The organism is Tabrizicola sp. TH137 (assembly GCF_002855575.1).
Taxonomy (GTDB): Bacteria; Pseudomonadota; Alphaproteobacteria; order Rhodobacterales; family Rhodobacteraceae; genus Paragemmobacter.
Window position 1 is genome coordinate 342,816 of the sequence record NZ_PKRQ01000004.1, and the last position, 22,494, is coordinate 365,309.

Here is a 22,494-nt window from a genome sequence, read left to right on the forward strand (position 1 = left end):
CGGGTCATTCGGCGGCTCCGGCATAGGCGGGGGACCATCCGTCGGCCCAGTTGCGCAGGTCGGCGAGACCGGGGCGGGAGAGGGCGTTGACAAGCCCGGTGCCTGCGGCGGTCCGCGTGAGCCTGAGGCCGACATCGGCGATGGCGGCCAGTTCACCCTGTTCGGGCCACCACTGATCGAGCCCGGTGAGGGTGACCGTGGGGGCGAAGGCCTGCCAGTCGTAGCAGAGCCGCGAGATGCGGGCCGGGTGAAGGCCCGCAGGGAGGCAGAGCACCAGCTCTGCCCCGTCGATTTCGATGAGCCGGGCGACGAGGGCCGGGGCCTCGGCCGGGGTGTCGGAGAGGTCGATGATCTGCGGCGCATGGGGCTGCGGATCGGGCAGCGCCATGGCACCGGCGATGGTGGGGCGGTCCAGCGTCAGGCCCATCAGGCGGGCCCAGCCGCGCAGCCGATCCTCGACCAGCAGATTGCCGGGGACGGGGGCGATGAGCTGCGGGCGCAGGTCGGGAAGCGCCAGCATCCAATGGGCGGCAAGGCGGGCGGCCAGCATGGATTTGCCCGCGCCGGGGGGGCCGACGATGAGAAGCCGGGACGGGATCTCTTCGGCCAGGCCTTCGGGCGGCAGCAGGCTGCGGGTCAGGCGGGTGAAGGGATCGTTCGGGACGGCCCGCGCGGCCTCGGCCCGGAGGGCCTGGGCGAAATCGTAGGGCGGCGGGTCCGGCGGGGTGGGTTGCGGGCGCGGCACGGCATCCGCCGCGATGGAGCGGTGGAGGACGGGGCGGAAGACGGCGTCCATCCGGGGGGCCGGGGTGGCGGGCGGGGTGGCGGCCACGGAGGGAGCCGTTGCGGGGGCCATTGCAGGGGCCGTTCCGGGGGCCGGGGTCGCCGGCATGACGGGAGGCATGGCCGGGGTCGCGTCGGGCGCCGAAGCGGGGGCCCAAGCGGCGGGCGCGGCGGGCTGGGGCGCGGGCGGCGCGGTGCCGATCTCGGCATCGGGCGCGATGGCCGTGACTTCGACCATGCCGCCGACGCGTGTGGTGGAAAGGATCAGCGCATCGGGGCCGAGACGGCGGAGGAGTTCCTCCATCGCCTTTTGGCTGTCTGTGGCGCGGACGGTGATTGCGGTCATCTGTCAGCCCCCATCGGAGTCATCTGAGGTTGCGGTTGAGGGGTGGCCATGCGGGGCAGTTGCTGCTGTCCGCCGATGGCGGCCACGACTTCCACGCGGCGGTTGTCGGGCAGTTCGTTGATGCCCATGACGATGGCATCGGGCAGGTGCGGGCGCAGGAATTGCGCGAAGCTGCGGCGCAACTGGCCTGCGACGATGAGCACGGCCTGCTTGCCCTGCCCCTGGGCATTGTCGAGCGCCTCGGAGATCGACTTGACCAGGGTGGCGGCGAGGCCGTTGTCGAGGACGAGCCCCTCTTCGCCCTGGCGGCGGGCGCGGATCAGAAGCTGTTCCAGTTCCGGATCGAGCGTGACCAGCGGGAGCGGCGTGTTGATCGGCACCATCTGTTGCAGCAGGAGCGGGATCAGCACCGGGCGCAGCGCTTCGGCCATGTCGGCGGCGGAAAGGTTGCGGGGGGCGAGATCGGCCACGCCTTCGAGGATGCGGCGCAGGTCGCCGATCGGGATACGTTCGGCCAGCAGCCCGCGCAGCACGGCGGTCACGGTGTGCAGCGGCACGACCTTGGGCACCACGGCATTGACGAGGGTGGGCGAGACGCGGGCGAGCGTGTCGAGGAGCGTCTGCACGTCATCGGGACCGATCAGGTCGGCAGCGTGTTTGTAAAGGAGTTGCGAGAGGTGCGTGGCGATGACGGATTCGGGTTCCACCACCACGTGATCGTCGGCCTCTGCCTCGGGGAGCTGATGGGGCAGGATCCAGACGGCATCGAGGCCGAAGGAGGGATCCTTGACGTCGATCCCCTTGAGCTTGCGGGTGGAGGAGGCGCCGGGGATGGCGAGCTTGCGGTCGGGATAGACCACGTCCTCGCCCCGGATGACCTGGCCGATGCGGATGCGATACTGGTTCGGGGTCAGCGTCAGGTCATCGCGGATGCGGACACCGGGGACGACGAAGCCCATCGCCTTGGACACTTCGCGGCGGATGGCGGTGATGCGCTGGACCAGCGCGCCGCCGCCTTCGCCCGCCAGCGGGATCAGCGCATAGCCGATCTGGAGCGAGACGGGGGCGTGATCGGTGACATCTTCGGCGGTGATCGCCTCGGTACCGGGACGGGCGGCCTCGGCCCCCGGCGCGGCGGCGCCGCCTGCGGGGGATGCCTCTTCCTCGGCATCCGGGGCGCTGTCGGGGCGGCCGAACCAGGCGAGGACGCCGGCGGCGGCGGCACCGACGAGGAACATGACATTCGGCATGCCGGGGACGAGGCCGATGATGGCCATGACGCCCGCCACCGGAAGCCAGGCCTGGCGCAGGTGGATCTGCTTGGCGATGAGGCCCGACATGTCATGCGAGGAGGAGACGCGGGTGACGATGATCGCGGTGGCGATGGAAAGGAGCAGCGCCGGGATCTGCGCGACGAGACCGTCGCCGATGGAGAGCAGGACATAGGTATGCGAGGCATCCGACAGCGACAGCCCGTGCTGGAGCGTGCCGATCAGGATGCCGCCGATGATGTTGATGGCGAGGATCAGGATGCCCGCCATGGCATCGCCCTTCACGAATTTCCCGGCACCGTCCATGGACCCGTAGAAATCGGCCTCGGCGGCGACCTCGGCCCGGCGGGCGCGGGCCTGATCAGGTGTCAGAAGTCCGGCATTCAGGTCGGCGTCGATCGCCATCTGCTTGCCCGGCATGGCATCGAGGGTGAAGCGGGCCGAGACCTCGGACACGCGGCTTGCACCCTTGGTGATGACGACGAGGTTGATGATGACGAGGATGGTGAAGACGAGGATGCCGACGATCAGGTTGCCCGCGATGACGAATTCCCCGAAGGCCTGGATCACCTTGCCGGCGGCATCGTGGCCGGTATGGCCTTCGGCGAGCACGACGCGGGTGGAGGCCACGTTCAGCGCGAGGCGGAAGATGGTGGCGATAAGCAAGAGGTTGGGAAAGCTGGAGAAATCCAGCGGGCGGTAGCAATAGAGCGCCACCATCAGGATCACGAGCGACAGAAGGATATTGGCGACGAAAAAGATGTCCAGGAGGACGACGGGCAGCGGCAGCACCATCATCGCGATGATGGCGAGGATGCCGAGCGGCAGGGCGATGCCGCCCATCGCGGTGGCGAAGCCGGTTTTTGCGGCGGCGCTGCTCATGCAGTCTGCTTCCCTGTTCTGGTGGTGGCGGCGGGTGTCATAGGTCCGTCATCCCCGGTGGTCGTTCCTGTCTTCGGGGCGAGACTTGCAAAGCCTGTGCCAGAGGGGGGCAGACCTGCGGATGGGTTGGCGGAAGGGGCGATGGCGGGAAGAGGCACGCGCGCGCGAGGGGCCGGGTGGTGGCGGGGGTGTTAACGGGGGCGTGATCGGCTGGACGGGTGGCATGGGGATTGCAGGGAAAGGGCCGACTGACGGACCCTTGACTGGAGCCCTGCGATGCACCGCGCCGCCCCTGCCCTTTTCCTGATCGTGCCGCTTCTTGCGGGCTGCGTGTCCACGCCGCAGACGGCGACGCAGGCCCTGCCCCTGAGCGCGACGGAGACGACGCGGCAGCTTGCGGAGGTGAAGGACAATCTGGATGCCGCCGACCGGATGAACGCGCCGCCCCCGCCTGCGGCTGCGGCGGTGGCTTCGGGCGTGCAGCCGTTGAAGGGGATGGGCTTTGCCCAGATCGCCGGGCAGCCGGGCAAGACGACGAATGAAAAGCGCCTGATGGCGATCCGGGCGGCGCGGATGGATGCGCTGCGGGATCTGACCGAGCAGGTGCATGGCATCCGGATCAATGCCCAGACCACGATCAGCCAGGCCGTGGTGCGGGATGACAGCCTGTCGGCGGTGGTGCAGGGCACGTTGCGCGGCGCGCGGACGGTGCGGGTGACGCCGAAGGGGACCGACAGCTATGAGGTGGAGATGGTGCTGGACCGCGAGACGGTCGCCTATATCGTGCGCGCTCTGAAGGGGCGGGTGTGATGCGGCTGACGCTTCTGGTCCTGGGCCTGATGCTGGCGGCGCTGCCTCTGCGGGCGGCGGAGGGGCTGGTGGTGCGGGCGACGGGCTTTGCCATCCAGTCGGGTGCCGAGGATGCGGCCAGTGCCAAGCGGCGCGCGGTGGCGGATGCGCTGTTGCAGGCGGCGCTGTCGGGCGGGGCCTCGGTCACCGGGCACACGGTGATGGACAAGAGCGTGATCACCAGCGACCTGTTGATCGTGCGGCCCGTGGGGCGGGTGTTGCGGCATCAGATCGTGGAGCTTTCGCAGAACGGCGCGACCTGGAGCGCGACGATCGAGGCGGTGGTGGGCGCCGGGGTTTCGGGCGAATGCACGCGGCGGCGGAACCTGTCGCTGATCGTCTATGCGCCGGTGGTGGCGGTGGAGCCGCAGGCCCCGGCCTGGACCGAGCCGCTGGCCATGGAAGTGGCCAAGCAGATGGTGCGGCGGCTGGAGGCGCATCCGGCGACGGAGCTGGTGCGGGTGACGGACCGCGCCTTCCCCCGCCTGTCGAAGAAGCGCGAGGCCACGGATTACGAGACGCTGACGCGCGGGTCGGTGCGGCTGGGCGAAGGGGAACATGCCTTCATCCCGGTGGTGGAGGTGGAGGTCGGCGGCATGGGCATGAAGCCCGATCTGCGGATGCGGATCGAGATGGTGCTGATCGCCGGGTCGGGCGAGGAATCGCGGCAGGCGGCGGAGCGCAGCGTGAAGCTGCCCGGCGTATCGCCCCTGGGACGGCTGGCCATCGCCATCGAGCCCGACCGGCGGCAACTGGCCGCGCAACTGACCGAGGGGCTGGAGCGGGAGATGGACCGGCTGCTGGACATCGAGACCTGCAAGCCGGTGACGGCGCGGCTGGATGTGGCGGGCGGCAAGATCGTGGCGCCGGTGGGTCGCCAGCAGGGGCTGACGCGGGGCAGCATCGCCTTTACCGCCGATGCCGATTTTTCGACCGAGATGCTGGAAGTGGTGGAACTGGCGGCGAACCGGGCCGTGCTGCGGCCGCTGGACCCCGGCCGGGGGGCGAAGGCCTTTGCCGGACGCCCGGTGCGTTTCGTGGAGGCAGGGCTGTGAGGCGGATCGTGATGGCGCTGATGATGGCCGCAACACCGGCAGCGGCGATGGACTACGGCGCCGGCGTGCCGGGCGATGAGGTCGGGCGGTTGATCCGCGCGGCGATGGAGGAGGCGGGCCAGGCGGTGCCGGATTTCGCCGATCCCGCGCGGGCCTTCCCGCCCTGCGGCAGCGTGCCGGAGGTTCTGCCGCGACAGGGAAGCTGGTCCACCGCCGAGGTGCGCTGTGATGGGCCGGTCTGGAGCCGCGCGGTGCGGACAGGGGCGGTGACCGGTGGGGCGGCGATGGCCGAGCCGACGGATGATGCGGGCGAAGGGCCGATGGCCGTGGTCCTGGCGCGCAGCGTGGCGCGGGGGGCGGTGCTGACGGCAGAGGATGTCACGCTGGCCCCGGTGGGCACACGCGGCCCCGACGGCATCTTCACCGATCCCGCAGAGGTGATCGGGCGGCGCACCAAGACGGCGCTGGGGCTGGGCAAGCCCGTCCTGCTGCGCCAATTGGAGCCGGTCTGGATGGTGGCGCGGGGCAATCCCGTGGTTCTTGCGGCCTCGGCCGGGGGGCTTGCCGTCTCGGCCCCGGCGGAGGCGCTGGATGACGGGGCACTGGGCGATGTGATCCGTGTCCTGAACAAGTCGAGCGGGCGCGAGGTGAAGGCTGTCGTCACCGGAAGAAATTCCGTGATGGCGCAGACTAACATGCGCTGAAATCCGTCCGTAATGACAGCTAAACGGAGGCTCTCATGGTAGACCCAATTTCAACATCAGCTGCGCGTCCTCGGATCGCCCGTCCGGGCGAAGATGTCGCTGGGCCGGTTCAGGGTTCCACCGCGAACGGCTCTGCAACGGCTGTCGGACCGGCCGCAGGGGACAGCGTCTCGCTGAGCCCTGCGGCGCAATCCCTGCCTGCGGAGCTCAAGGGTGGACCCCCCATTGATCTGACCATCGTGGCCAAGATCAAGGAAGCGATCGCGGAAGGGAGATATCCCATTGATCTGGAGAAGATCACCGACAGTCTGTTCGAGAACTATCTCGAACTGACCCAGTGATCCCACGCCCGATCTTCCTGACCTAACGACGACCCGGAGCCTTCCGACATGACACTCGGCACGTCTGCCCTTCTTGTGGCTATCCTTCTGGCAGGGGTTTCCCTTGTCACCTTCGGTCTGATGCGCAACCGCGCGCGCGCCGTGGAAGAGGGGCCGCAGACGGGTTTCCTTGAAGGGGCGCAGATGCCCGAGCTGACCGCGGACATGAGCGGGGCCTTCGCGGCGCGGCTGGAGGCTATTCTGGCCGAGCAGACGCAGCGGCAGTCGGAGGCGCTGAGCGATGCGCTGGCGGGGCTGAAATCGGATATCCAGCATCTGAAATCGGATGTGGAATGGCTGGCGGGCGAACGGATGATCGAGCAGGCGATCACCCTGGCGCAGACGGGGCTGGAGGCGGATGAGATCGGGCGCGAGCTGGGTCTGACCCGCGAGACGGCCGAGACGATCCGGATGTTCCGGCGTCACTGATCGGCGTGAGGGATGGGTTGCGGGGCCGGACGGGAGCGTCCGGCCCCGTTCGTTTTGGCCGGGCAGCGGATCAGGGCAGCGGATCAGGGGAGCGTGGCGCAGAGGGCATGGCCTGCCATGCCGCCGGCGCAGAGATCGCGCAGGGCGGCCAGGGCGGCATCCTGCGCGGCGAGCCGGTCCTTCGGGTCGATCAGGGCGAGCGTGGAATCGCGGGCGGCGGCCGCATTGGGCGTGGCCAGTGCGGCGGAGAGGGCCTGCCAGACATAGCCGCCGGTCAGATCGGGCTTGGGCGCAAGATCCAGCAGAAGCACCGAGCGTTCCAGCATGGCCCGCCCGTCGCCCGCCTGGATGCGGGGGGCGAGATCGGCCTCGATCCGGGCGACCAGTTCTTCGCGCAGGTCAGGCGTGGCCTTTTCGGCGAGCTTGTCGATCAGGGCGCGGGCGGCGGGCAGGCCCGCGAGGCGGGCGCGCCATCCCCAGTAAAGCGCCTCGCGGTCGTTCTGCGGGACGCCGATGCCTTCGGCATAGAGGAGGCCGAGATTGAACTGCGCCTCGGCCCCGCCCGCGCGGGCGAGATCGAGCAGCATCTGCGCCGCTTCGGGCGCGCGGCCATCGCGCAGCGTGGCGATGGCCGAGGCGAGATCGGGCGCGGCAAGCGCCGGAAGGGGCAGCAGCCAGGCCGGAAGAAGGAGAAGCGCGCGGGCGATCATCGGGCCGCCGTAAGCACGAGTTGCAGGTAGAGCAGGCGGCGGCGCGGCATGTGACGGATGGGCCGTTCATAGACCACGACCTGCGGGCGGCTGTTCGCCTCAGCCACGAATTCGATCTCGATCGTTTCGGGAAGGAAGACGTCGTAGTATTCGAGCACCGCCACGGGATCGGCGGCGAAGCGGTCGCGGAAGCCGGGGTCGATCCAGATGCGGGCGAGGGCGCGGCCAAGGATATCGGGCAGATAGCGTTCCACCTGTTCGCGGTTGCGCAGGCGGGTCTGATGGCGGACGAGGTCATAGTCGCGGGCGCGCGGCTGGCTGCCCGGTTCGGCGGCGGCGGGCACGCCATAGGCATGGCGCACGGCATCGCGCAGGCGCGTCAGCGTGGGCAGACGAGAGATGACGGGCACAAGCGCCCTGGACATCCTCTCTTTCATCGCGGGGCAGCCCTTCGAAGTCTGTTCAATCCTAGGGTGAAAACGGCAGGTTTCGCGATTTGTTTAGGGGGATGCCCTCAAATGGAGGTCTGACCTGCCGTTCTGGCTATATGCGGAGAGAACGGGGATTGCCATGATCGTGGCCTTGCCAGGCCAGACACCTGCCATACTGGGGTTCGCCGTTCCGGCGGGTCTGGCCTTTGCCGTGGCGGCGACCTTGTTCCTGGCCTATCCGCCGCTGCCCGAATCCCCGGTGGAGGACGCGCGGCCGCCCGGTGTGGCCCAGCTTTACATCACGATCCGCGAGCCGATCTTCATCTCGCTGGGCGAGGGTCCGAAGATGAAGCTGGATCTGGCCGTTTCGGTTGAGGGAACCAGCGCGCAGCTTCTGGAACTGAACGCCACGGTGGATAACGAGCTTTCCCGCGTGAAGGCGGCGATCGTGAGCGAGGCGCAGGGTCTGGTGATGGAGGGGGCGGACAGCAGGCAGGTTCATGCCGCCCTGCCGGACCGGGCAAGGGCGACGATCAACGGCATGCTGGGGAGCGAGGCCTTTCCCGCCCCGGTGACGGAAGTGCTGATCCTGGGCCTGGCGATGCAGGGCTGAGGCGGCACGGTTCTTGCAGCATCCGGGCGAGAAAACGCCCGAGGAGGCAGGAATGACGATGACAGACCGCAGCATGACCGAGAGCAGTGAAACGGCTCTGGCCGTGGCCTTGCAATCCGTGGCCGTGGAATGCGTGCATTTCGACGGGGCGGAGCGGCCTGCGGGGCGGCGGCTGATGCCGCTGGCGGGGCTGCTGGCGCCGCTGGGAGGGCTGGTCAGCCCTGCCCTTCGCGACGGTCTGCGCGACGCCAGTTGAGATAGCGGTAGAGGAAGGTCCCGGCGATCACCGCCGGGAACCACAGGACAAGCTGGCGCAGGTCCGGCAGGTTCGACAGGAGACGGTCGGTCAGGACCGGGTCCAGCAGGCCCATGCCCAGAAGCGGCGCGGCCGAAAGCAGAAACCAGCGGATGTTCAGGCAGCGGCGGCAGGCCATCGGTCGCCCCCTGCCCCTAGCGCGACCGATCGCCGGTGACGGCATAGGCGGCGCGGAGATGGTCGTCGCGGCGGATCCCGGCTTCGCCCCGCGCGATGGCCTGTTCCAGCGCAGCGATGGCGCGGGCGACGACATCCTGGGCATGGCGGGCAGCCGCGGCGTGCTGCGGGCCGAGATTGCGGGCCATGCGATCGAGATCGGCGGTGGAGATCAGGGTCTGCACAATATCCTCGCGCCGGGCGGCATCTTCGACGCGGCCGGCGATCAGGGCGAATTCCACCTCGGTGGCATCGGCGAAGGGGATGCGCGGAAGGGCGGTCATGCCGCGTTGCCCGTCACGCGGTTGCCGATCTGCTGCCAGGCGGCGAGCAGGCTGCCGATATGGTCGGCGCATTCCGACAGTCGGGGCGAGGGTTCGCGGCGGAAGGTTTCGGCCACGCGGAGGCGGCAGTATTCATAGACGCGGAACAGATGTTCGGAAATCTCGCCGCCCTTTTCGAAATCCAGGCTGGATTGCAGGATGTAGATGGCGGTGAAGGCGCGGTTGATATGGGGCGTCGGATAGCTGCGATCCGGTTCGGCGGCGGCGAGGACGCGCAGCGAGCGTTCCAGTTCGCGCAGGGTGACGAGGATGATGCCATGGGGGCTTTCGACGGAGAGCGCCTCGCCGGTGTCGGTGCGACGATACTGGGCACGGGCATCGAGGAAGGTCATTGCGTGCATCCTTTCTGGGCTGCTTGGAACTGCCTGTTGTTGAAAAGAGAAACGACCTTTTTTCCCAGATATTTAGCTGTCGAGGCACCGGTCGGGGCAACAAATGGAAGGGGCGGGCCGCATGTTTCAGCAGGCCCGCCCCAAGGGCGCGGAAGGGCGCAGAGGTCAGTTGAAGAGCGAGGCCCGGCGGGGGGCATCGGGGCGGCGCAGGAGCGCGGTGCGGGCCGGTTCCGGTGCGACGTGGCGCAGGCGCGAATGGGCGAGGACCTGGCGGCCTTCGGCCAGCGTTTCGGCCAGGGTTTCGGCATCGGCATCGGCGTCGAAGATCAGGTCCACGGCGAAGCCCTGCGCGAGGGCGGCCGAGCCGCGCGAGGCGGCGATGACCATGTCGCGGCGCGCCCAGCCGAGCTGCGCCACCAGAAGGGCGATGCGGCGGGGGGAGAAGGTGCCGGGTTCCAGGTCGAGGATCAGCATGTCCGGTGCGTCGCGGCGCAGCAGGGCCAGATCGCAGTCGGTGGCATCGACGGAGGAGATTTCGCGGGCAGCGAGGGCGGCCATGATGCGGGGCGCGCGGGGCGAGAGGATCGCGGCGTGGACCGGGCGGCGCCAGACGGCGGCCTCGGGCAGGAGGGGAGCGGTTTCAGCAGGAAGAACGGCGCGATGCATCATCATGGGAGTACCCCGGTACGACTAAGAGTTGGGAGCCTTGCGCCTTTCGTTGGCGAGCGACTCAGGTTTTCGTCTTGATGCTAGAATTGCCTTGTTTTCTTGGGTTTTCAACGCTGGACCGGGGGTCCGATACGGATGCCGCGAGGTGCGGCATCCGGGTATGTCGGGCTTACATCCGAAGGGATGTGGAAACCGCATGCGTGGGCGCCTGGGCGGCGCAGAGCATGTTGGCAGAGACGACCATGCCGACATCGCCACCCGCGAGAAGGGCGATTCCCGTCATGTTCTGGAGGCCGGAAAGCACGCCCTTGAGCGGCCGCAGTAGGACCAGTTGCTGACCGATCAGCTCGTCCACGGGGACGGCCACGGAGCGGCCCTGGGCACCCACCACGACATAGACGTTGCGGCGGCTGCCCTTGCTGGGCGCCCCGCCGCGCGGGCCGGGGAGCGAGTGGACGGCGACGATCTCATCCTCGCCGATGCGCAGCATCTCGCGGCCTTCGGCGGCAGAGACGCGCAGGCGGCGGTCGGCCTCGGGCTGAAGGATCATGCGGATCGAATCGACCGGGACGACATAGCGGACGCCTTCCACCCCCACGACCATGCCTTCCAGCACGACCATGGCGAGCGGCAGCGAGATGTGGAAGCGCATCCCCATGCCGGGCAGCGCCACCTCGCGGAGGTCGCCGCCCAGGCGGGTGACCGTGGCGCGCAGGTCTTCGAGCGCAGGAGAGACTTCGGCGGCGGCACCGTCATCCTGGAAGATAGCGAGCACCCGTTCCTCATCCCGGTGGAAGGAGATGTGCAGGCTGCGCGGGGCGTCGGCGCCCAGTTCCAGCCGCGCCACGGCAAGGTTGCGCAGGATGCGGCGGAGGTTTTCGAGGATGGTCAGATCAAGCGTGAGTTCGCCGCCCGCGAAGGAGGTGGTCGCCTCGCGGCGGTTGCGGCGGGAATAGGTCTGCACGAATGCCTCGAGCGGGCGGAAGATCGTTTCGATCCGCCGCGAGCGGATTTCGACGGTTTCCTCCTGAAGGCGGGTGATCTGGCCGACAAGCTGGGTTTCCAGTTGGGCCAGTTCCTGAAGCCGGGTGGTGAAGCCGGTCAGCAGCGCGCGCAGCGGGGTGCGGGCGCGGCGCCAGTCATTGCCCATGCTGCGCATCACGGCTTCGACGCTATCGAAGAGATCATCTTCGGACAGTTCGGTGAGCATGTGGCTGATCATCGACTGGCTGGCCGCGATTTCGCCGATCTGTTCCACCATCTCGGCGCTGATGCCCGCCTGGGGGATCTGCGCGAGGGCCGCTTCGGGATCGGCTGGCGCCGTTTCCGGCACATCGGCGGTGGTGGGCACCAGCATCCGGGTGAGTTTCAGATAGCGGGCGGTGCTGTCGATGGAGGCGAGCGCCTCGCCCATCCCCGCCTCATCGAGCGCGGAGGCGAGGAGGAAGTCGAAGAGGGTGTTGTCGCCGTCGAAGATGGTGACGTTGGTGATGGAGCGCACGGAATCCGACGACAGCCAGCCGATGAAGGCCTCGGCGAGTTTCTCGTCGTTGTTGATGTCGGCGCGGACGATGAAGAAGCGCAGGCCCTGTTCGATCGCCTCGGAGGCGGAGCGGACGCTTTCGGGCGAGAGGACGCGGTGGAATTCCTTTGGCAGGCCAAGGCGGCGTTCCACGGCGGAGGCCGTCATCACGCCATCCTGCACGAAGCAGAGGTTGGAGGCCTCTTCGAAGAGTTTTTCGAGCGAGGCGGTGTCGGGCGTCTGGCCCTGGGTGATGGCGTCGAAGACGAGTTCGACCGTGTCGATAAAGCCGCGGGCGACATGCGACAGGATGGGATCGGGGATCACGCCGCGGGTGTGCAGACGCGAGAAGAGGTCGATCAGCGACATGGCAAGCTGACCGGCGGTTTCGATCCGGTGATGGCCGCAGGCGTGATGCACGAGGCGCATCAGCCGGTCGAGGCGGATATAGTCGGAATCGAGGTCGACGGCGTCCTTCAGCCGTTCGAGCACGGCTTCGAGTTCGCTGAGCGTGGAGAAGACATGTTCGGCGCACCAGCTTTGCAGCATCTCGCGCGGGCTGACGCCCGAGGCGCGGGCGGCTTCGGGCATGACGGCCTCGACCCCGGCCAGTTCCTCGTAGAGGCGCAGTTCGGCGGCGTGGAAATCCTGCGCGTTGGTCGCGGCGGGGATGCGGGCGGCGGCTTCGTCCACGCGGACATAGCCGGAGCCCTGGGCCGCGCTGCGGATGGTCGAGACGCGGTCGGCGATGGCGGCGGGATCGGGCGTTTCGCCGCAGAAGAAGCCGGTGCCATAGGCGGCGATGTCGGAGAGTGCTTCGCGGATCTGGTCGAAGAAGCCGATCTCGGGCGCGACTTCCGCCGCGGGCGGGGCGCCGAAGGTGGCCTCGGTCAGTTCCGAAAGCGCGAGAAGGAGGGCGGCAAGGGGTTCGGAGCCCTGTTCCGGCGCCGCGAGATAGGCCTTGAGCACATCGGACCAGTCGTCCAGCCCCATCTGGCCTGCCGCATGGGCGAGGTTGTCGGCCTCGCGCCGGGCGCGGGGGCGAATCTCGTCAGGATCGCTTGCGAAATTGGCGAGATGGTCGGTGAGCTTGCGGGTCGCGTCGGCGGCCATGCCGCGGAAGATCTCGCGGTAGGCGGGATCGTCGGCGAGGCGCTTTTCCGGGCGCGCGGGGGCAGAGGATTTGGGCGCGCGGGCCGGTTCGGGCGCGGGCTGTTCGGGCACCGGTTCGGGCGCGGCGGCAACCGGTTCGGGCGTGACGGCCGGTTCGGGGGCCGGTTCGGGCGCGGGATCGGCGGCCTTGCGGGCGCGTTTCTTCGGCGCGGGTTCCGGCTGCGGTTCCGGCTGCGTTTCGGGCTCTGCCGCCACGGGCGCGGCGGCAGGCGGTTCGGGGGCGGCCTCGGGTTCCGGTTCCGGCGAGGGGGCCGGTTCCGGTTCGGCGACAGGGTCGGGGGCGGCGGAGACCGGGTCCGCTGCCTGGGCCGGGGCCTGTTCGACGGGGTCCGCAGGGGCGGGGGTGCCGCTGGCGCGGGCGATCTTGTCCTTCAGGCGGTGGAGCAGATCCTCGGAGGGGCCGGGGTCCACGTCGGCGCGCGAAGAGGCCGTCTCTTCCAGCATGCCGCGCAGGGTATCGGCGCCAAGGAGGAGGATATCCTTGATCTCGGCATCCCACGGGACGCCCTGATCGCGGACCAGACCGATCAGGTCTTCGGCATAATGCGCGCGGCTTTCCACCACGGCGAGACCCAGCACGCGGGAATTGCCCTTGAAGGTATGAACAGCGCGGAAGAGCGCCGAGACATGCGCATCGGCATCGGCGGAGCCGCCGTTGCCCAGCGCGATCAGGGCGGATTCCATCGCATCCAGGGACTGTGCGCCGTCATCGGCGTAAAGGGCCCAGATTTCGTCCATTTCATCAGACATGTCAGCCTCGTGCTGTACCGGGCGGGGCAGGCCCCGCCGTCAGGGAAGGTCGTCGCGGATAGACCGGTGCGGATCAGGCGGCGCAGAGCGAGCGCATCGTGCGCGCCAGTTCGTCGCCGGTCTTTTCCTCCAGATCGTGGGAGACCGTGCCGGAAGGCTTGGCCACCACACCATCGGCGCCGAGTTCACGCGCCTTGGCCGCATGGGCGGAGCCCGAGACGGCGACCGAGGACAGCATGCAGATCTTTGCCCGGGTCTTGAGCTTGGCATGGCGCAGGAATTCCAGCCCGTCCATCACCGGCATCTCGATATCGAGCAGGATCAGATCCACGTCCTGGACGGTGGAGAGCTTGTCCAGCGCCTCCTGTCCGTTGGCGGCCTGCGCCACGACCTTGAAGTCGGGCAGGGTCTTGATGAAGGAGGCGATGTAGAGCCGCATCATGGCGGCGTCATCGACGATCATGACATTGTAGGGCATCAGGTTCTCTCCGGTCGAAAATGGGGCGGGGGTGTGGTCCCGCCGTCAGAAATTTGCATAGCCCCGCTGATCGCGGTCGCTGTTGAGTTGCACGCGGGCCGGGGCCGCCCCGCGCGAGGTCTGGGCGATCATCGACTGGATCTGCGCCATGAGATCGGCGGGGATCTGGTCGAGATTGATGGCGCTGCCCTTGAGCTGCGCCACGCGGCGGAGGCGGAAGCGGGCCAGTTCGCCCCGCATGCCTTCGGTCGCGGATTGCATCTCGGCCACGGCAGAGGCGAGTTCTTCGGCCTGCTGCGAGGTCGAGAGGGCGGATTTCGCGATCTCGCCGATGGAGCCGTTGATCTGGGCCACGCCGCGCGACTGTTCGTCGGACGCAGAGGCGATGTCGCGCACCAGCGATTTCACCTTGGCGATGTCATCGGCGATGGAGACGAAGGCGCGGCTGGTTTCATCGGCGATGCGGACCCCGGCCTGAACGCGGGTGGCGGCGTCCTCGATCAGGTCCGAGGTTTCGCGCGCCGCGCGGGCGGAGCGGCCGGCGAGGTTGCGGACTTCCTGCGCGACCACCGCGAAACCGCGGCCATGCTGGCCGGCGCGCGCCGCCTCGACCGCCGCGTTGAGGGCGAGGAGGTTGGTCTGGAAGGCGATCTCGTCGATGACCTTGATGATCTTGGCGATGTCCTGGCTGGAGGCGCGGATGCCTTCCATCGAGGAGACCATCTCGGCGATCTTTTCCTTGCCGCTTTCGGCCACTTCGGAGGCGCCGGTGACAAGCTGGCTGGCCGAGGTGGCGGCTGCGGCGTTCGACTTCACCTGGATGTCGGTTTCCTCGGCGGTGGCCGAAACCTCGTCCACGGAAGAGGACTGCACCTGGGCGTTGGAGGCCAGCGACTGCGAGGATTGCGCCATCTGGCGGACCGAGACGGAGACCTGCTGGACCTGCGTGTCGAGGGCGGAGAAGGCACCGTTCAGGCTTTCGAAGGCGGCCTCAAAAGCCTCGATGATCCGGCGGTAGGCCCCGTTGTGACGCGAGGAGTCGATCGAGGTGTCCAATTCGCCCGAGACGATGGCGTTGGAGAGGCGTTCGATTTCCGACGTCACGTCGCGGAAGTTGCCGCGGATACGGTCGAGCGTGGTCATCAGGTGATGGAACTGGCCGCGATAGCCGGACATATCGACCTTGCCGTCGAAGCGGCCTTCGACGAGGGCCTCGGACATGGCTTCGATGTCGCGGAAGACGGATTTGAAGTTGGCGCGGACGCCTTCCATCGCCTCGTTGATGAAGGCGGACTTGCCGGGGAAGGTTTCGAGCGGCGCATCGAAATTGCCTGCCGCGAATTCGGCGATGCAGGCGATGATCTTGCGCTTGGTGTCGATATGGCCCTGGACCATGCGGTTGACGTTGTTGAGCACGTCAGCATTGCCCGCAGCATAGCCATGGGCATCGACGAAATGGTCGATGTCGCCTTTCTGATGGGCGGCGGCCATTTCCGAGACGGCGGCGATGAAGCGGTCAGCCTCGGCCCGCGCGCGGTATTCGATGGTTTCATCGCGCCATTCGATGATCGCGCCGTTCAGCGCGCCTTCCACCGAGAAGAGCGGCGAGGCGGAGAAGGCGTAGTTGCGGCCCCCGGTGGTGAGGTTGCCATGCATCCGGTCGGACATTCCGGCCACGATCGCGCGCTGATGCGACGGGTTGCGGTGGAAGAGATCGACCGACTTGCCGATCAGGTCGTCGAGCGTGAAGGCGGGCAGGTCGCGGCGGATGTCGGCCTCGTAGGGGCGGAACATCGCATAGGCGGCCTTGTTGACGAAGCGGATCGTCATGTCGGCATCCGAGATGACGATGGGCGTGGCCAGTTCGTCATAGGCGGCCAGACAGGACGGCGAGTCCCAGAGCAGGGGCTTCGGCTGTTGCGCTGGCGCGGCGGTCATGGGTTCGGTCCTCTCGGGTTCTGGGGCGGCGTTGGTGGCCGCGGGCAGGTCGGTCTCGGCAAGGATGGGTTCGGGCAGGGCCGGGTCGGGCGAGGTCAGTTCGGGCCCGTCGTCGATCAGGTCGAGCGGATCGGGACGCGGGTCCGGCCGCGCAGCGGCGCGGCCAGAGGCTGCGCGGGCCGGTCGCTTGCGATTGACGGGATCGGGCATCGTCCTACTCCGGATCAGGCCGCCAATTCGGCGGGAAGGGCGATATCGCCATCTGCGACCAGCACCTCGGTATCCAGCAGCACGGCGACGCGTTCGCCGATGCGGCCGATGCCCGCGATGACGGGACGGCTGGCGGCGCGGCCGAACTGGGTGTGGCGGTCCACCTGCGAGGGCGGGATCTCCAGCACTTCCGACACGCCATCGACGATCAGGCCGATGGGGGCCTCGCCCACATCCATGACGATGACGACGGTGCGTTCGTCATAGGCGCGTTCCGGCATCCCGAAGCGGAGGCGGACATCCATCAGCGGGATGACCTTGCCGCGCAGGTTGATCACGCCCTTGATGTAATGCGGCACGTCCGGCACGGACATGATGCGCTGCATCCCGACGATCTCGGTCACGCCGGCGATGCCGACGCCATATTCTTCGGACCCGAGGGCGAAGGTCAGATACATCTCGTCGATGTTGTCAGCCTCGCGCAGCGGGAGCCCGTCCGGGCGGGTCTTGGTGGCTTCGGCAGTCTCTTGGGCCATGACGCTCTCTCCTTCCGTATCTCGTTTCTTGGTCCGGTTCAGACTCGTGCCGCGTGGGGGGCGGACACGGCCTGCAACATCCGGGCCGGGATCTGTTCAAGCGGCAGGATCGACTGGGCGGCGCCCAGTTCGCGTGCTGCCATCGGCATTCCATAAACGACCGAACTTTCTTCATCTTGAGCGAGGGTCGCGCCGCCCGCGTTGCGGATGGCAAGCAGGCCCGTCGCACCGTCGCGCCCCATGCCGGTGAGGATCGCGCCCACGGCCTGGGTTCCCGCGACTTCGGCGACGCTTTGAAAGAGGACATCGACGGAGGGGCGGGAAAAGCAGACCGGATCGCCATCGCGCAGGGAGACGCTATAGCCGCGGCCATGGCGTTGCACGACCATGTGGCGGGCGCCGCCCGGTGCCACGAGGATCTGGCCCGGCTGGAGGACATCGCCATCCTGCGCCTCGCGCACGGACATTGGGCAGATCGCGTCCAGTCGATTGGCGAAGGGGCCGGTGAAGCCTTCGGGCATGTGCTGGACGATGAGGATGGGCGGGGTTTCGGTCGGGAAACAGGGCAGGATCGTGGTCAGCGCCTGGACACCCCCGGTGGAGGAGCCGATGCAGAGCAGCGTCGGGCCGCTGCCGCGGCGGGGCGCGGGTGCGGCGAGCGGGGGAACCTTGGGTGCGGTTTCGCCGGTGCTGGCGGCGCGGGCGCCTGGCCGGGCGTGGCGCGACACATGGGGGGCGGGGGCCGCGGCGGGCGGATCGGCGGAAAGGCTGGCCGGGGTCACGGGCAGGGCGTGGCGCGTGCGGCCGGTGGCGACACGGGCGCCGGCGGCGGCGCGGACGCGGGCGCAGATATCGGCCATGATGGCGGGCAGGCCCGCGGCAACGCCGAGGCTGGGCTTGGAGATCACGTCAACGGCCCCGGCTTCGAGCGCCTTCATGCTGATCTCCGCCCCGTCGCGGGTGAGCGAGGAGATCATCACCGTGGGGATGGGCATGGAGGGCAGGTAATGGCGCAGGAAGGTGAGGCCATCGACGCCCGGCATTTCGACATCCAGCGTGACGACATCGGGGCGGTCGCGATGCATGACTTCCCAGGCTGCTTCGGCGCTGCTGGCGGTGCCGATCACCTCGATCTGGGGATCTGCGGCGAGGCCGAGGGAGAGGACGCGACGGATCATCGCGCTGTCATCCACGATCAGGACGCGGGTGCTGCGGGTCTGCATCACGCGCCCTCCTTGCGGAAGATGCCATTGGCATGGGGCGTCCAGGGGGCGCAGACTTCGCGCACGTTTTCGGTGACGGAGGTGATCAGCCAGCCGCCGGGTTCCGTCACCTCATGCAGGGCGCGGAGGGTGGCGATCTGGTCGTCGCGTTCGAAATAGTAGAGGACGTTGCGGCAGAAGACGGCCTGGAACGTCTTGCGGAAGGGATAGGGCTGCGTCTTGAGGTTCATCTGCCGGAAGGTGCAGACATCGCGCAGCTCCTTGCGCACGCGCAGGCGGCCACCCTCGGCGGGTTCGAACCAGCGGGCGAGGTGGTCGGGCGGCACGCGGTCGAGACGGTTTTCCGGATAGGTGGCGGCCTCTGCCTCGGCGATCACCGGGGCGGAAATGTCGGTGCCGAGGATCGCGGTGCGGCGCAGCGCGGCAGGACCGAGCGTTTCGGCGATAAGGATGGCAAGTGTATAGGCTTCGTCCCCGGCGGCGCAGGCGGCGGACCAGATGCGGATTTCATCGCGCTGGGCAAGCTGCGGCAGGATGCGGGTGCGGAAGCTGTCGAGGACATCGACTTCGCGGAAGAAATAGGTGTGGTTGGTCGAGGCCGCATGCATCACGGCCAGTTGCAGTTCCATCGAGGTGCCGGAGTTCAACCGCCCCGCAATATCGGACAGGTCGCGCATGGCGAAGTCGCGCTGGACGCGGGCCAGACGCTGGCGGAGCTGTTCGATCTTGTGTTCGGGGAAGTGGATGCCGCAGCGCTGGGACAGCCAGCCGCGGATCGCCTCGGCACCCTGACGGTCTGTCGTGGTCATTGCGGACCTCCGGCAGGGCCTGCGGCGAGGCGTTCGCAATCCAGCACCAGCGCCACCTCGCCCGTGCCGAGGAGCGCGCAGCCCCAGGAGGCGCGGACCTGCGCGAGGCGGCCGACGAGGGGCTTCATCACCACCTGCTGGCGGTCGAGGATTTCATCGACGGGCACGGCGATGGGGCCGGAGGAGGTGTTGAAGACCACCAGAACCTGCGTCGGCGGATCGTCGGCGCGGTCGAGCGGCATCCCGTAGAACTGATCCAGACGGCAGACCGGGATGAAGGCACCGCGCAGGCGGAACATCTCGGACCCGGTATCGGCGGAGATGCCGACCAGATCTTCGGATTTCGGCTTGGCGATTTCCGAGACGACGTCGATCGGGACGGCGAAAAGCTGATGGCGCAGGCGCAGGATGATGCAGTCGAGGAAGGCGAGCGAGACGGGGATGTGCAGCGCGACGCGGGTGCCCTGCCCTGCCGTGCTTTCCACCGCGATGCGGCCGCGCAGCGCCTTCATCGTGGCATTGAGAACATCCATGCCGACGCCGCGCCCCGACAGGTTCGACACGACTTCGGCGGTGGAGAAGCCGGGTTCGAAGATGACCTTCCAGAGGGCGGAGGGTTCCGGTTCCTCGTCCGGGCCGAAGAAGCCCTTTTCGCGCGCCTTCTTGAGGATCTTTTCGCGCGACAGGCCGCGCCCGTCATCGGCGACGGTGATGCGGACTTCGGATCCCACCTGAGCGGCGGAGAGGACGATGCGGCCCTGTTCGGGCTTGCCCGCGGCGCGGCGGTCATCGGGGCCTTCGAGGCCATGGTCGGCGGAGTTGCGGACCACGTGGAGTAGCGGGTCATAGAGACGGTCGGCGACGAGCTTGTCGATGGCAGTGTCGCCGCCTTCGATATCCATCTCGATCTGCTTGCCGGTCTGGCGTTCCAGTTCGCGGACCATGCGGCGCAGGCGGCGGAACACATCATCCACCGGGACGAGGCGAAGCTCGGTCGCGGCATCCTGCACCTCGCGGACGATCATGTTGAGGCGATGGACCGCTGCGTCGAAATTGGTGAGTTGCAGACCCGAAAGATCGGGCGACTGCACGGTTTCGGAGACGGAGAGCGAGAGTTCGCCCACCAGATCCATGAGGCGGCTGATCTTGTCAGACGAGACGCGCATCAAGCCGCCATCGGCGGGCGTGGTTTCCACGGCGCCGCTCATGGCTTGCCCCCTGCCCTGGCAAGGGCGCATCCCGCGCTGTCCCGAAGCCGAGACATCATGTGTTCGTCCTTTTCTTCAGCGTCTGTCGGCGAGATCGCCGCTATCATCTGCAAGTGGTGGGCCACATCCGGCGCCTGCGGGAGCAGGGCCAGATCAGGCCGCCTCGGAGTTGCGGTCGAAGTTGAAGATGCAAACCCCGTCAAATCCGGTGGACTTGAAGAGGAAGGTCTTCTTCATCGTGTCGAGGAACCCGCCGTGGTTCTTCTCGAAGTTCTTCAGCTCGCTGACGGCGGGGAAGAAGACGTTGATGGACACGTCGCCTTCCTTGGAAATCAGGACGTTGAGGCCTGTCAGGTTGCAACTTGGGATTGCGTTGCCCAGCGCCTCGATCACGAAGGGCGCAGCAATCTGCGCGGCGTCAAGGCTGGGAAACTTCAGATGATAAGTCTTTGATAGCATGGACTCTGCCCCGGGTTGGTCGGTCTTGCGGGAACTGGAACGACCCTTTGGCGCAGAATGTGATACATACTTTCGGATGGGTTCGGGCTTTGGCGGCTTTTCCGGCGGGAAAAACGCTGTCCGGGGGCCGGGAAAACACCCTGCCGGATGGACCCCGACCTTTCGGATGGGTCGGACCCCGGCGATGGTCGTGTCGGGATTCCGAAGCCCCGATGCGCCGGGCGCGGCAGGGTGTCGGAAGCGCCGACAATGCCGCGCCACAGCATCGGAAACGACGGGGTGCAGAGGCGTTTTAGCGGGGGCTTGCGAAGAATTTCCGTCAGGCGGGGGCAGGTGGCACGGTTCCTGCCTCTTCCTTTCCCGAGTGTGTTTTCCATCACCCGGAGCAAGACCATGGCCCTGATCCACATCCTTGACGACGCTTTCGAAGCCGGTGCCGCCGTGGCGCAGCTTCTGTCCCGCCGCCGGATCGCGGCGGAGCGGGGTGCGAAGCCCGCGGCGGGGACGCAGGTCCTTGTCGCCTCGGCTGCGGCGGAGGCGGGGCTGGGCGGGGCGCGCGGTCTGACCGATCTGGCGCGGGGCGCGGGTGCGAAGTCGATCGTGGTGGTGTCGGAAGGGGCGGCGTCCTTTGCGGTGGCGGAAGAGATGGGCGGGCGGATGCTGCGCGTGGCCCTGCCCCGCAGCGGCCAGCCCGCGCTGCGCGATGCCGGGCTGATGACGCTGGTGGACATGATCGGCGGGCAGGTGCAGGGGATGGTGGCCGCCGATGCGGCGACGGGCGAGTTGATCGACCTGGCGCATCGGGTGGCGCGGACGGATGTGACGGTGTTCATCAACGGGCCGACGGGTTCGGGCAAGGAAGTGCTGGCGCGGACGGTGCATGCGGCAAGCCGCCGGGCGGCGGCGCCTTTCGTGGCGATCAACTGCGCGGCGATCCCGGAAAACATGCTGGAGGCCATTCTCTTCGGCCATGAGAAGGGCGCCTTCACCGGTGCGTCGAATGCCAACAAGGGCATCATCCGGGCGGCCGAGGGCGGCACGCTGATGCTGGACGAGATTTCGGAAATGCCGATGGGCCTGCAATCGAAGCTTTTGCGGGTGTTGCAGGAGCGGGCGCTGACCCCGATCGGGGCGCAGGCCGAGGTGGCGGTGGATATCCGCGTGATCGCCACGTCGAACCGCGACATGGAAGAGGAAGTGCGCGAGCGCCGCTTCCGCGAGGATCTGTTCTATCGCCTGAACGTCTTCCCGCTGGCCACCCGCGCGCTGTGCGAGCGGCCGGAGGACATTCCGGTTCTGGCCTGCGCGATGGTGCGGCGGCATGCGGCTGCGGGGCAGCCGCTGCCGATGCTGACGCCGGATGCGATTGCGGCGCTGGTGGCGCATGACTGGCCGGGCAATGTGCGCGAGTTGGAGAATGTCATCCAGCGCGCGCTGGTGATGCAGGAGGGCGGGCGGATCACGCCCAATGATCTGCTGATCCAGGCGGCGACGCCGACGGTGACGCGGCTGATGGCACGCGCGGTCTGAGGCAGGCGCGATGAGCATCGGATCGGTGAACGGGTTTTCGCCCTTCGGAGCCGGATTGATCCGGCCGGAAGGGCCGCAGGGCGGCCAGCAGGCAAGCCAGCAGACCGGGGGCATCCAGACGCCCTTTGCGCCGCAGGGCGCGCCGGGAATCGGTGACAGCGGCGGGCCGAGTTTCGGTGACCGGGTTTCCGGCGCGGTGAACGACCTGGCCCAGGCGCAGAACACGGCATCGCAGCGGGCGCGGGATTTCGAGATGGGGCTGGAGACGGACCTCGCCTCGGTGATGATCGACCAGCAGATCTCGTCCCTCGGGTTCCAGTTCGCGTTGAACGTGCGGAACAAGGCGCTGGGCGCCTACCGCGACATCATCAACATGCCGGTCTGACCC

At 68.0% G+C, this 22,494-nt stretch carries 25 protein-coding genes; 9 read left to right on the plus strand and 16 right to left on the minus strand.

Features of this window, described 5'->3' with window-relative positions; all coding sequences use genetic code 11:
• Positions 1 to 4 precede the first annotated feature (4 nt).
• On the minus strand, positions 5 to 1,129 hold the full coding sequence (locus C0V75_RS14395; protein ID WP_101921638.1) for a hypothetical protein: 1,125 nt from the start codon (positions 1,127 to 1,129) through the stop codon (positions 5 to 7).
• Complete coding sequence (gene flhA / locus C0V75_RS14400; protein ID WP_101921639.1) at positions 1,126 to 3,282, minus strand: flagellar biosynthesis protein FlhA; 2,157 nt, start codon at positions 3,280 to 3,282, stop codon at positions 1,126 to 1,128. The genes C0V75_RS14395 and flhA overlap by 4 nt, the downstream gene beginning before the upstream one ends.
• A 276-nt stretch (positions 3,283 to 3,558) precedes the next feature.
• Here flhA and C0V75_RS14405 point away from each other — a divergent pair, with 276 nt between their 5' ends.
• Genes C0V75_RS14405 through C0V75_RS14425 form a run of 5 tightly spaced genes read left to right on the plus strand, consistent with a single transcriptional unit; the run spans position 3,559 to position 6,699 of the window.
• Positions 3,559 to 4,092, plus strand: a complete 534-nt coding sequence (locus C0V75_RS14405; RefSeq protein WP_101921640.1) for an LPP20 family lipoprotein — start codon at positions 3,559 to 3,561, stop codon at positions 4,090 to 4,092.
• Positions 4,092 to 5,186 (plus strand): hypothetical protein, encoded by a 1,095-nt coding sequence (locus C0V75_RS14410; RefSeq protein WP_101921641.1) that lies wholly within the window; start codon positions 4,092 to 4,094, stop codon positions 5,184 to 5,186. The genes C0V75_RS14405 and C0V75_RS14410 overlap by 1 nt, the downstream gene beginning before the upstream one ends.
• Entirely contained in the window at positions 5,183 to 5,890 is a 708-nt protein-coding gene (flgA, locus tag C0V75_RS14415) for a flagellar basal body P-ring formation chaperone FlgA (protein ID WP_254216475.1), read from the plus strand. The genes C0V75_RS14410 and flgA overlap by 4 nt, the downstream gene beginning before the upstream one ends.
• 35 nt (positions 5,891 to 5,925) lie before the next feature.
• Positions 5,926 to 6,231 carry a flagellar biosynthesis anti-sigma factor FlgM gene (flgM, locus tag C0V75_RS14420; protein ID WP_101921643.1) on the plus strand — a complete coding sequence of 102 codons (306 nt, stop codon included), beginning with the start codon at positions 5,926 to 5,928 and terminating at the stop codon, positions 6,229 to 6,231.
• 48 nt (positions 6,232 to 6,279) lie between these two features.
• On the plus strand, positions 6,280 to 6,699 hold the full coding sequence (locus C0V75_RS14425) for a hypothetical protein (RefSeq protein ID WP_101921644.1): 420 nt from the start codon (positions 6,280 to 6,282) through the stop codon (positions 6,697 to 6,699).
• 83 nt (positions 6,700 to 6,782) lie between these two features.
• Here C0V75_RS14425 and C0V75_RS24120 read toward each other — a convergent pair whose 3' ends face one another.
• Together C0V75_RS24120 and C0V75_RS14435 are read right to left on the minus strand one after the other, a co-directional pair.
• Positions 6,783 to 7,409, minus strand: coding sequence for an SEL1-like repeat protein (locus tag C0V75_RS24120; RefSeq protein ID WP_101921645.1), 627 nt, complete (start codon positions 7,407 to 7,409; stop codon positions 6,783 to 6,785).
• Complete coding sequence (locus tag C0V75_RS14435) at positions 7,406 to 7,834, minus strand: hypothetical protein (protein ID WP_254216476.1); 429 nt, start codon at positions 7,832 to 7,834, stop codon at positions 7,406 to 7,408. The genes C0V75_RS24120 and C0V75_RS14435 overlap by 4 nt, the downstream gene beginning before the upstream one ends.
• Before the next feature lie 145 nt (positions 7,835 to 7,979).
• Between C0V75_RS14435 and C0V75_RS14440 the strand changes: the two genes are divergently transcribed.
• Both C0V75_RS14440 and C0V75_RS14445 read left to right on the plus strand, forming a co-directional pair.
• On the plus strand, positions 7,980 to 8,453 hold the full coding sequence (locus C0V75_RS14440) for a hypothetical protein (protein WP_101921647.1): 474 nt from the start codon (positions 7,980 to 7,982) through the stop codon (positions 8,451 to 8,453).
• A gap of 52 nt (positions 8,454 to 8,505) precedes the next feature.
• Positions 8,506 to 8,709 (plus strand): hypothetical protein, encoded by a 204-nt coding sequence (locus C0V75_RS14445; protein WP_101921648.1) that lies wholly within the window; start codon positions 8,506 to 8,508, stop codon positions 8,707 to 8,709.
• Here the strand turns inward: C0V75_RS14445 and C0V75_RS14450 are convergent.
• From C0V75_RS14450 to C0V75_RS14505, 12 genes are all read right to left on the minus strand, one after another.
• Complete coding sequence (locus C0V75_RS14450) at positions 8,669 to 8,887, minus strand: hypothetical protein (protein ID WP_101921649.1); 219 nt, start codon at positions 8,885 to 8,887, stop codon at positions 8,669 to 8,671. The genes C0V75_RS14445 and C0V75_RS14450 overlap by 41 nt on opposite strands.
• A gap of 16 nt (positions 8,888 to 8,903) precedes the next feature.
• A complete protein-coding gene (locus C0V75_RS14455) occupies positions 8,904 to 9,209 on the minus strand; it encodes a hypothetical protein (RefSeq protein WP_101921650.1) in 306 nt (101 codons plus the stop codon).
• The gene (gene fliS, locus C0V75_RS14460; protein ID WP_101921651.1) at positions 9,206 to 9,601 is read right to left on the minus strand and encodes a flagellar export chaperone FliS; all 396 of its coding nucleotides are present in this window, start codon (positions 9,599 to 9,601) and stop codon (positions 9,206 to 9,208) included. Before fliS ends, C0V75_RS14455 begins: the two co-directional genes overlap by 4 nt.
• Before the next feature lie 165 nt (positions 9,602 to 9,766).
• Positions 9,767 to 10,273 (minus strand): hypothetical protein, encoded by a 507-nt coding sequence (locus C0V75_RS14465; RefSeq protein WP_101921652.1) that lies wholly within the window; start codon positions 10,271 to 10,273, stop codon positions 9,767 to 9,769.
• Between the two features lie 166 nt (positions 10,274 to 10,439).
• The gene (locus C0V75_RS14470) at positions 10,440 to 13,715 is read right to left on the minus strand and encodes an Hpt domain-containing protein (protein ID WP_101921653.1); all 3,276 of its coding nucleotides are present in this window, start codon (positions 13,713 to 13,715) and stop codon (positions 10,440 to 10,442) included.
• Positions 13,716 to 13,788: 73 nt separating this feature from the next.
• The gene (locus C0V75_RS14475; RefSeq protein ID WP_101921654.1) at positions 13,789 to 14,193 is read right to left on the minus strand and encodes a response regulator; all 405 of its coding nucleotides are present in this window, start codon (positions 14,191 to 14,193) and stop codon (positions 13,789 to 13,791) included.
• Between the two features lie 45 nt (positions 14,194 to 14,238).
• Positions 14,239 to 16,341 (minus strand): methyl-accepting chemotaxis protein, encoded by a 2,103-nt coding sequence (locus C0V75_RS14480; RefSeq protein ID WP_254216477.1) that lies wholly within the window; start codon positions 16,339 to 16,341, stop codon positions 14,239 to 14,241.
• Between the two features lie 14 nt (positions 16,342 to 16,355).
• Positions 16,356 to 16,877, minus strand: a complete 522-nt coding sequence (locus C0V75_RS14485; RefSeq protein ID WP_101921655.1) for a chemotaxis protein CheW — start codon at positions 16,875 to 16,877, stop codon at positions 16,356 to 16,358.
• 38 nt (positions 16,878 to 16,915) lie between these two features.
• Positions 16,916 to 18,100, minus strand: coding sequence for a chemotaxis response regulator protein-glutamate methylesterase (locus tag C0V75_RS14490; RefSeq protein WP_101921656.1), 1,185 nt, complete (start codon positions 18,098 to 18,100; stop codon positions 16,916 to 16,918).
• The gene (locus tag C0V75_RS14495; protein WP_101921657.1) at positions 18,100 to 18,909 is read right to left on the minus strand and encodes a protein-glutamate O-methyltransferase CheR; all 810 of its coding nucleotides are present in this window, start codon (positions 18,907 to 18,909) and stop codon (positions 18,100 to 18,102) included. Before C0V75_RS14495 ends, C0V75_RS14490 begins: the two co-directional genes overlap by 1 nt.
• Positions 18,906 to 20,117 (minus strand): chemotaxis protein CheA, encoded by a 1,212-nt coding sequence (locus C0V75_RS14500; protein ID WP_101921658.1) that lies wholly within the window; start codon positions 20,115 to 20,117, stop codon positions 18,906 to 18,908. Before C0V75_RS14500 ends, C0V75_RS14495 begins: the two co-directional genes overlap by 4 nt.
• Before the next feature lie 153 nt (positions 20,118 to 20,270).
• Positions 20,271 to 20,576, minus strand: coding sequence for a hypothetical protein (locus C0V75_RS14505; RefSeq protein WP_101921659.1), 306 nt, complete (start codon positions 20,574 to 20,576; stop codon positions 20,271 to 20,273).
• A gap of 393 nt (positions 20,577 to 20,969) precedes the next feature.
• Between C0V75_RS14505 and C0V75_RS14510 the strand changes: the two genes are divergently transcribed.
• Positions 20,970 to 22,106, plus strand: coding sequence for a sigma 54-interacting transcriptional regulator (locus C0V75_RS14510; RefSeq protein WP_101921660.1), 1,137 nt, complete (start codon positions 20,970 to 20,972; stop codon positions 22,104 to 22,106).
• Positions 22,107 to 22,116: 10 nt separating this feature from the next.
• On the plus strand, positions 22,117 to 22,491 hold the full coding sequence (locus tag C0V75_RS14515; protein WP_101921661.1) for a flagellar hook-basal body complex protein FliE: 375 nt from the start codon (positions 22,117 to 22,119) through the stop codon (positions 22,489 to 22,491).
• Positions 22,492 to 22,494 lie beyond the last annotated feature (3 nt).

What these genes read in the sequence shown, in the direction of transcription:
- C0V75_RS14495 (WP_101921657.1), bottom strand. Translation starts at nt 18,909, where the DNA reads ATGACCACGACAGACCGTCAGGGTGCCGAGGCGATCCGCGGCTGGCTG.
- C0V75_RS14490 (WP_101921656.1), bottom strand. Translation starts at nt 18,100, where the DNA reads ATGCAGACCCGCAGCACCCGCGTCCTGATCGTGGATGACAGCGCGATG.
- C0V75_RS14515 (WP_101921661.1), top strand. Translation starts at nt 22,117, where the DNA reads ATGAGCATCGGATCGGTGAACGGGTTTTCGCCCTTCGGAGCCGGATTG.
- C0V75_RS14465 (WP_101921652.1), bottom strand. Translation starts at nt 10,273, where the DNA reads ATGATGATGCATCGCGCCGTTCTTCCTGCTGAAACCGCTCCCCTCCTG.
- flgM (WP_101921643.1), top strand. Translation starts at nt 5,926, where the DNA reads ATGGTAGACCCAATTTCAACATCAGCTGCGCGTCCTCGGATCGCCCGT.
- C0V75_RS24120 (WP_101921645.1), bottom strand. Translation starts at nt 7,409, where the DNA reads ATGATCGCCCGCGCGCTTCTCCTTCTTCCGGCCTGGCTGCTGCCCCTT.
- C0V75_RS14500 (WP_101921658.1), bottom strand. Translation starts at nt 20,117, where the DNA reads ATGAGCGGCGCCGTGGAAACCACGCCCGCCGATGGCGGCTTGATGCGC.
- flhA (WP_101921639.1), bottom strand. Translation starts at nt 3,282, where the DNA reads ATGAGCAGCGCCGCCGCAAAAACCGGCTTCGCCACCGCGATGGGCGGC.
- C0V75_RS14435 (WP_254216476.1), bottom strand. Translation starts at nt 7,834, where the DNA reads ATGTCCAGGGCGCTTGTGCCCGTCATCTCTCGTCTGCCCACGCTGACG.
- C0V75_RS14455 (WP_101921650.1), bottom strand. Translation starts at nt 9,209, where the DNA reads ATGACCGCCCTTCCGCGCATCCCCTTCGCCGATGCCACCGAGGTGGAA.
- C0V75_RS14440 (WP_101921647.1), top strand. Translation starts at nt 7,980, where the DNA reads ATGATCGTGGCCTTGCCAGGCCAGACACCTGCCATACTGGGGTTCGCC.
- C0V75_RS14470 (WP_101921653.1), bottom strand. Translation starts at nt 13,715, where the DNA reads ATGTCTGATGAAATGGACGAAATCTGGGCCCTTTACGCCGATGACGGC.
- C0V75_RS14475 (WP_101921654.1), bottom strand. Translation starts at nt 14,193, where the DNA reads ATGCCCTACAATGTCATGATCGTCGATGACGCCGCCATGATGCGGCTC.
- C0V75_RS14445 (WP_101921648.1), top strand. Translation starts at nt 8,506, where the DNA reads ATGACGATGACAGACCGCAGCATGACCGAGAGCAGTGAAACGGCTCTG.
- C0V75_RS14505 (WP_101921659.1), bottom strand. Translation starts at nt 20,576, where the DNA reads ATGCTATCAAAGACTTATCATCTGAAGTTTCCCAGCCTTGACGCCGCG.
- C0V75_RS14485 (WP_101921655.1), bottom strand. Translation starts at nt 16,877, where the DNA reads ATGGCCCAAGAGACTGCCGAAGCCACCAAGACCCGCCCGGACGGGCTC.
- C0V75_RS14425 (WP_101921644.1), top strand. Translation starts at nt 6,280, where the DNA reads ATGACACTCGGCACGTCTGCCCTTCTTGTGGCTATCCTTCTGGCAGGG.
- C0V75_RS14395 (WP_101921638.1), bottom strand. Translation starts at nt 1,129, where the DNA reads ATGACCGCAATCACCGTCCGCGCCACAGACAGCCAAAAGGCGATGGAG.
- C0V75_RS14410 (WP_101921641.1), top strand. Translation starts at nt 4,092, where the DNA reads ATGCGGCTGACGCTTCTGGTCCTGGGCCTGATGCTGGCGGCGCTGCCT.
- C0V75_RS14480 (WP_254216477.1), bottom strand. Translation starts at nt 16,341, where the DNA reads ATGCCCGATCCCGTCAATCGCAAGCGACCGGCCCGCGCAGCCTCTGGC.
- C0V75_RS14510 (WP_101921660.1), top strand. Translation starts at nt 20,970, where the DNA reads ATGGCCCTGATCCACATCCTTGACGACGCTTTCGAAGCCGGTGCCGCC.
- C0V75_RS14450 (WP_101921649.1), bottom strand. Translation starts at nt 8,887, where the DNA reads ATGGCCTGCCGCCGCTGCCTGAACATCCGCTGGTTTCTGCTTTCGGCC.
- C0V75_RS14405 (WP_101921640.1), top strand. Translation starts at nt 3,559, where the DNA reads ATGCACCGCGCCGCCCCTGCCCTTTTCCTGATCGTGCCGCTTCTTGCG.
- fliS (WP_101921651.1), bottom strand. Translation starts at nt 9,601, where the DNA reads ATGACCTTCCTCGATGCCCGTGCCCAGTATCGTCGCACCGACACCGGC.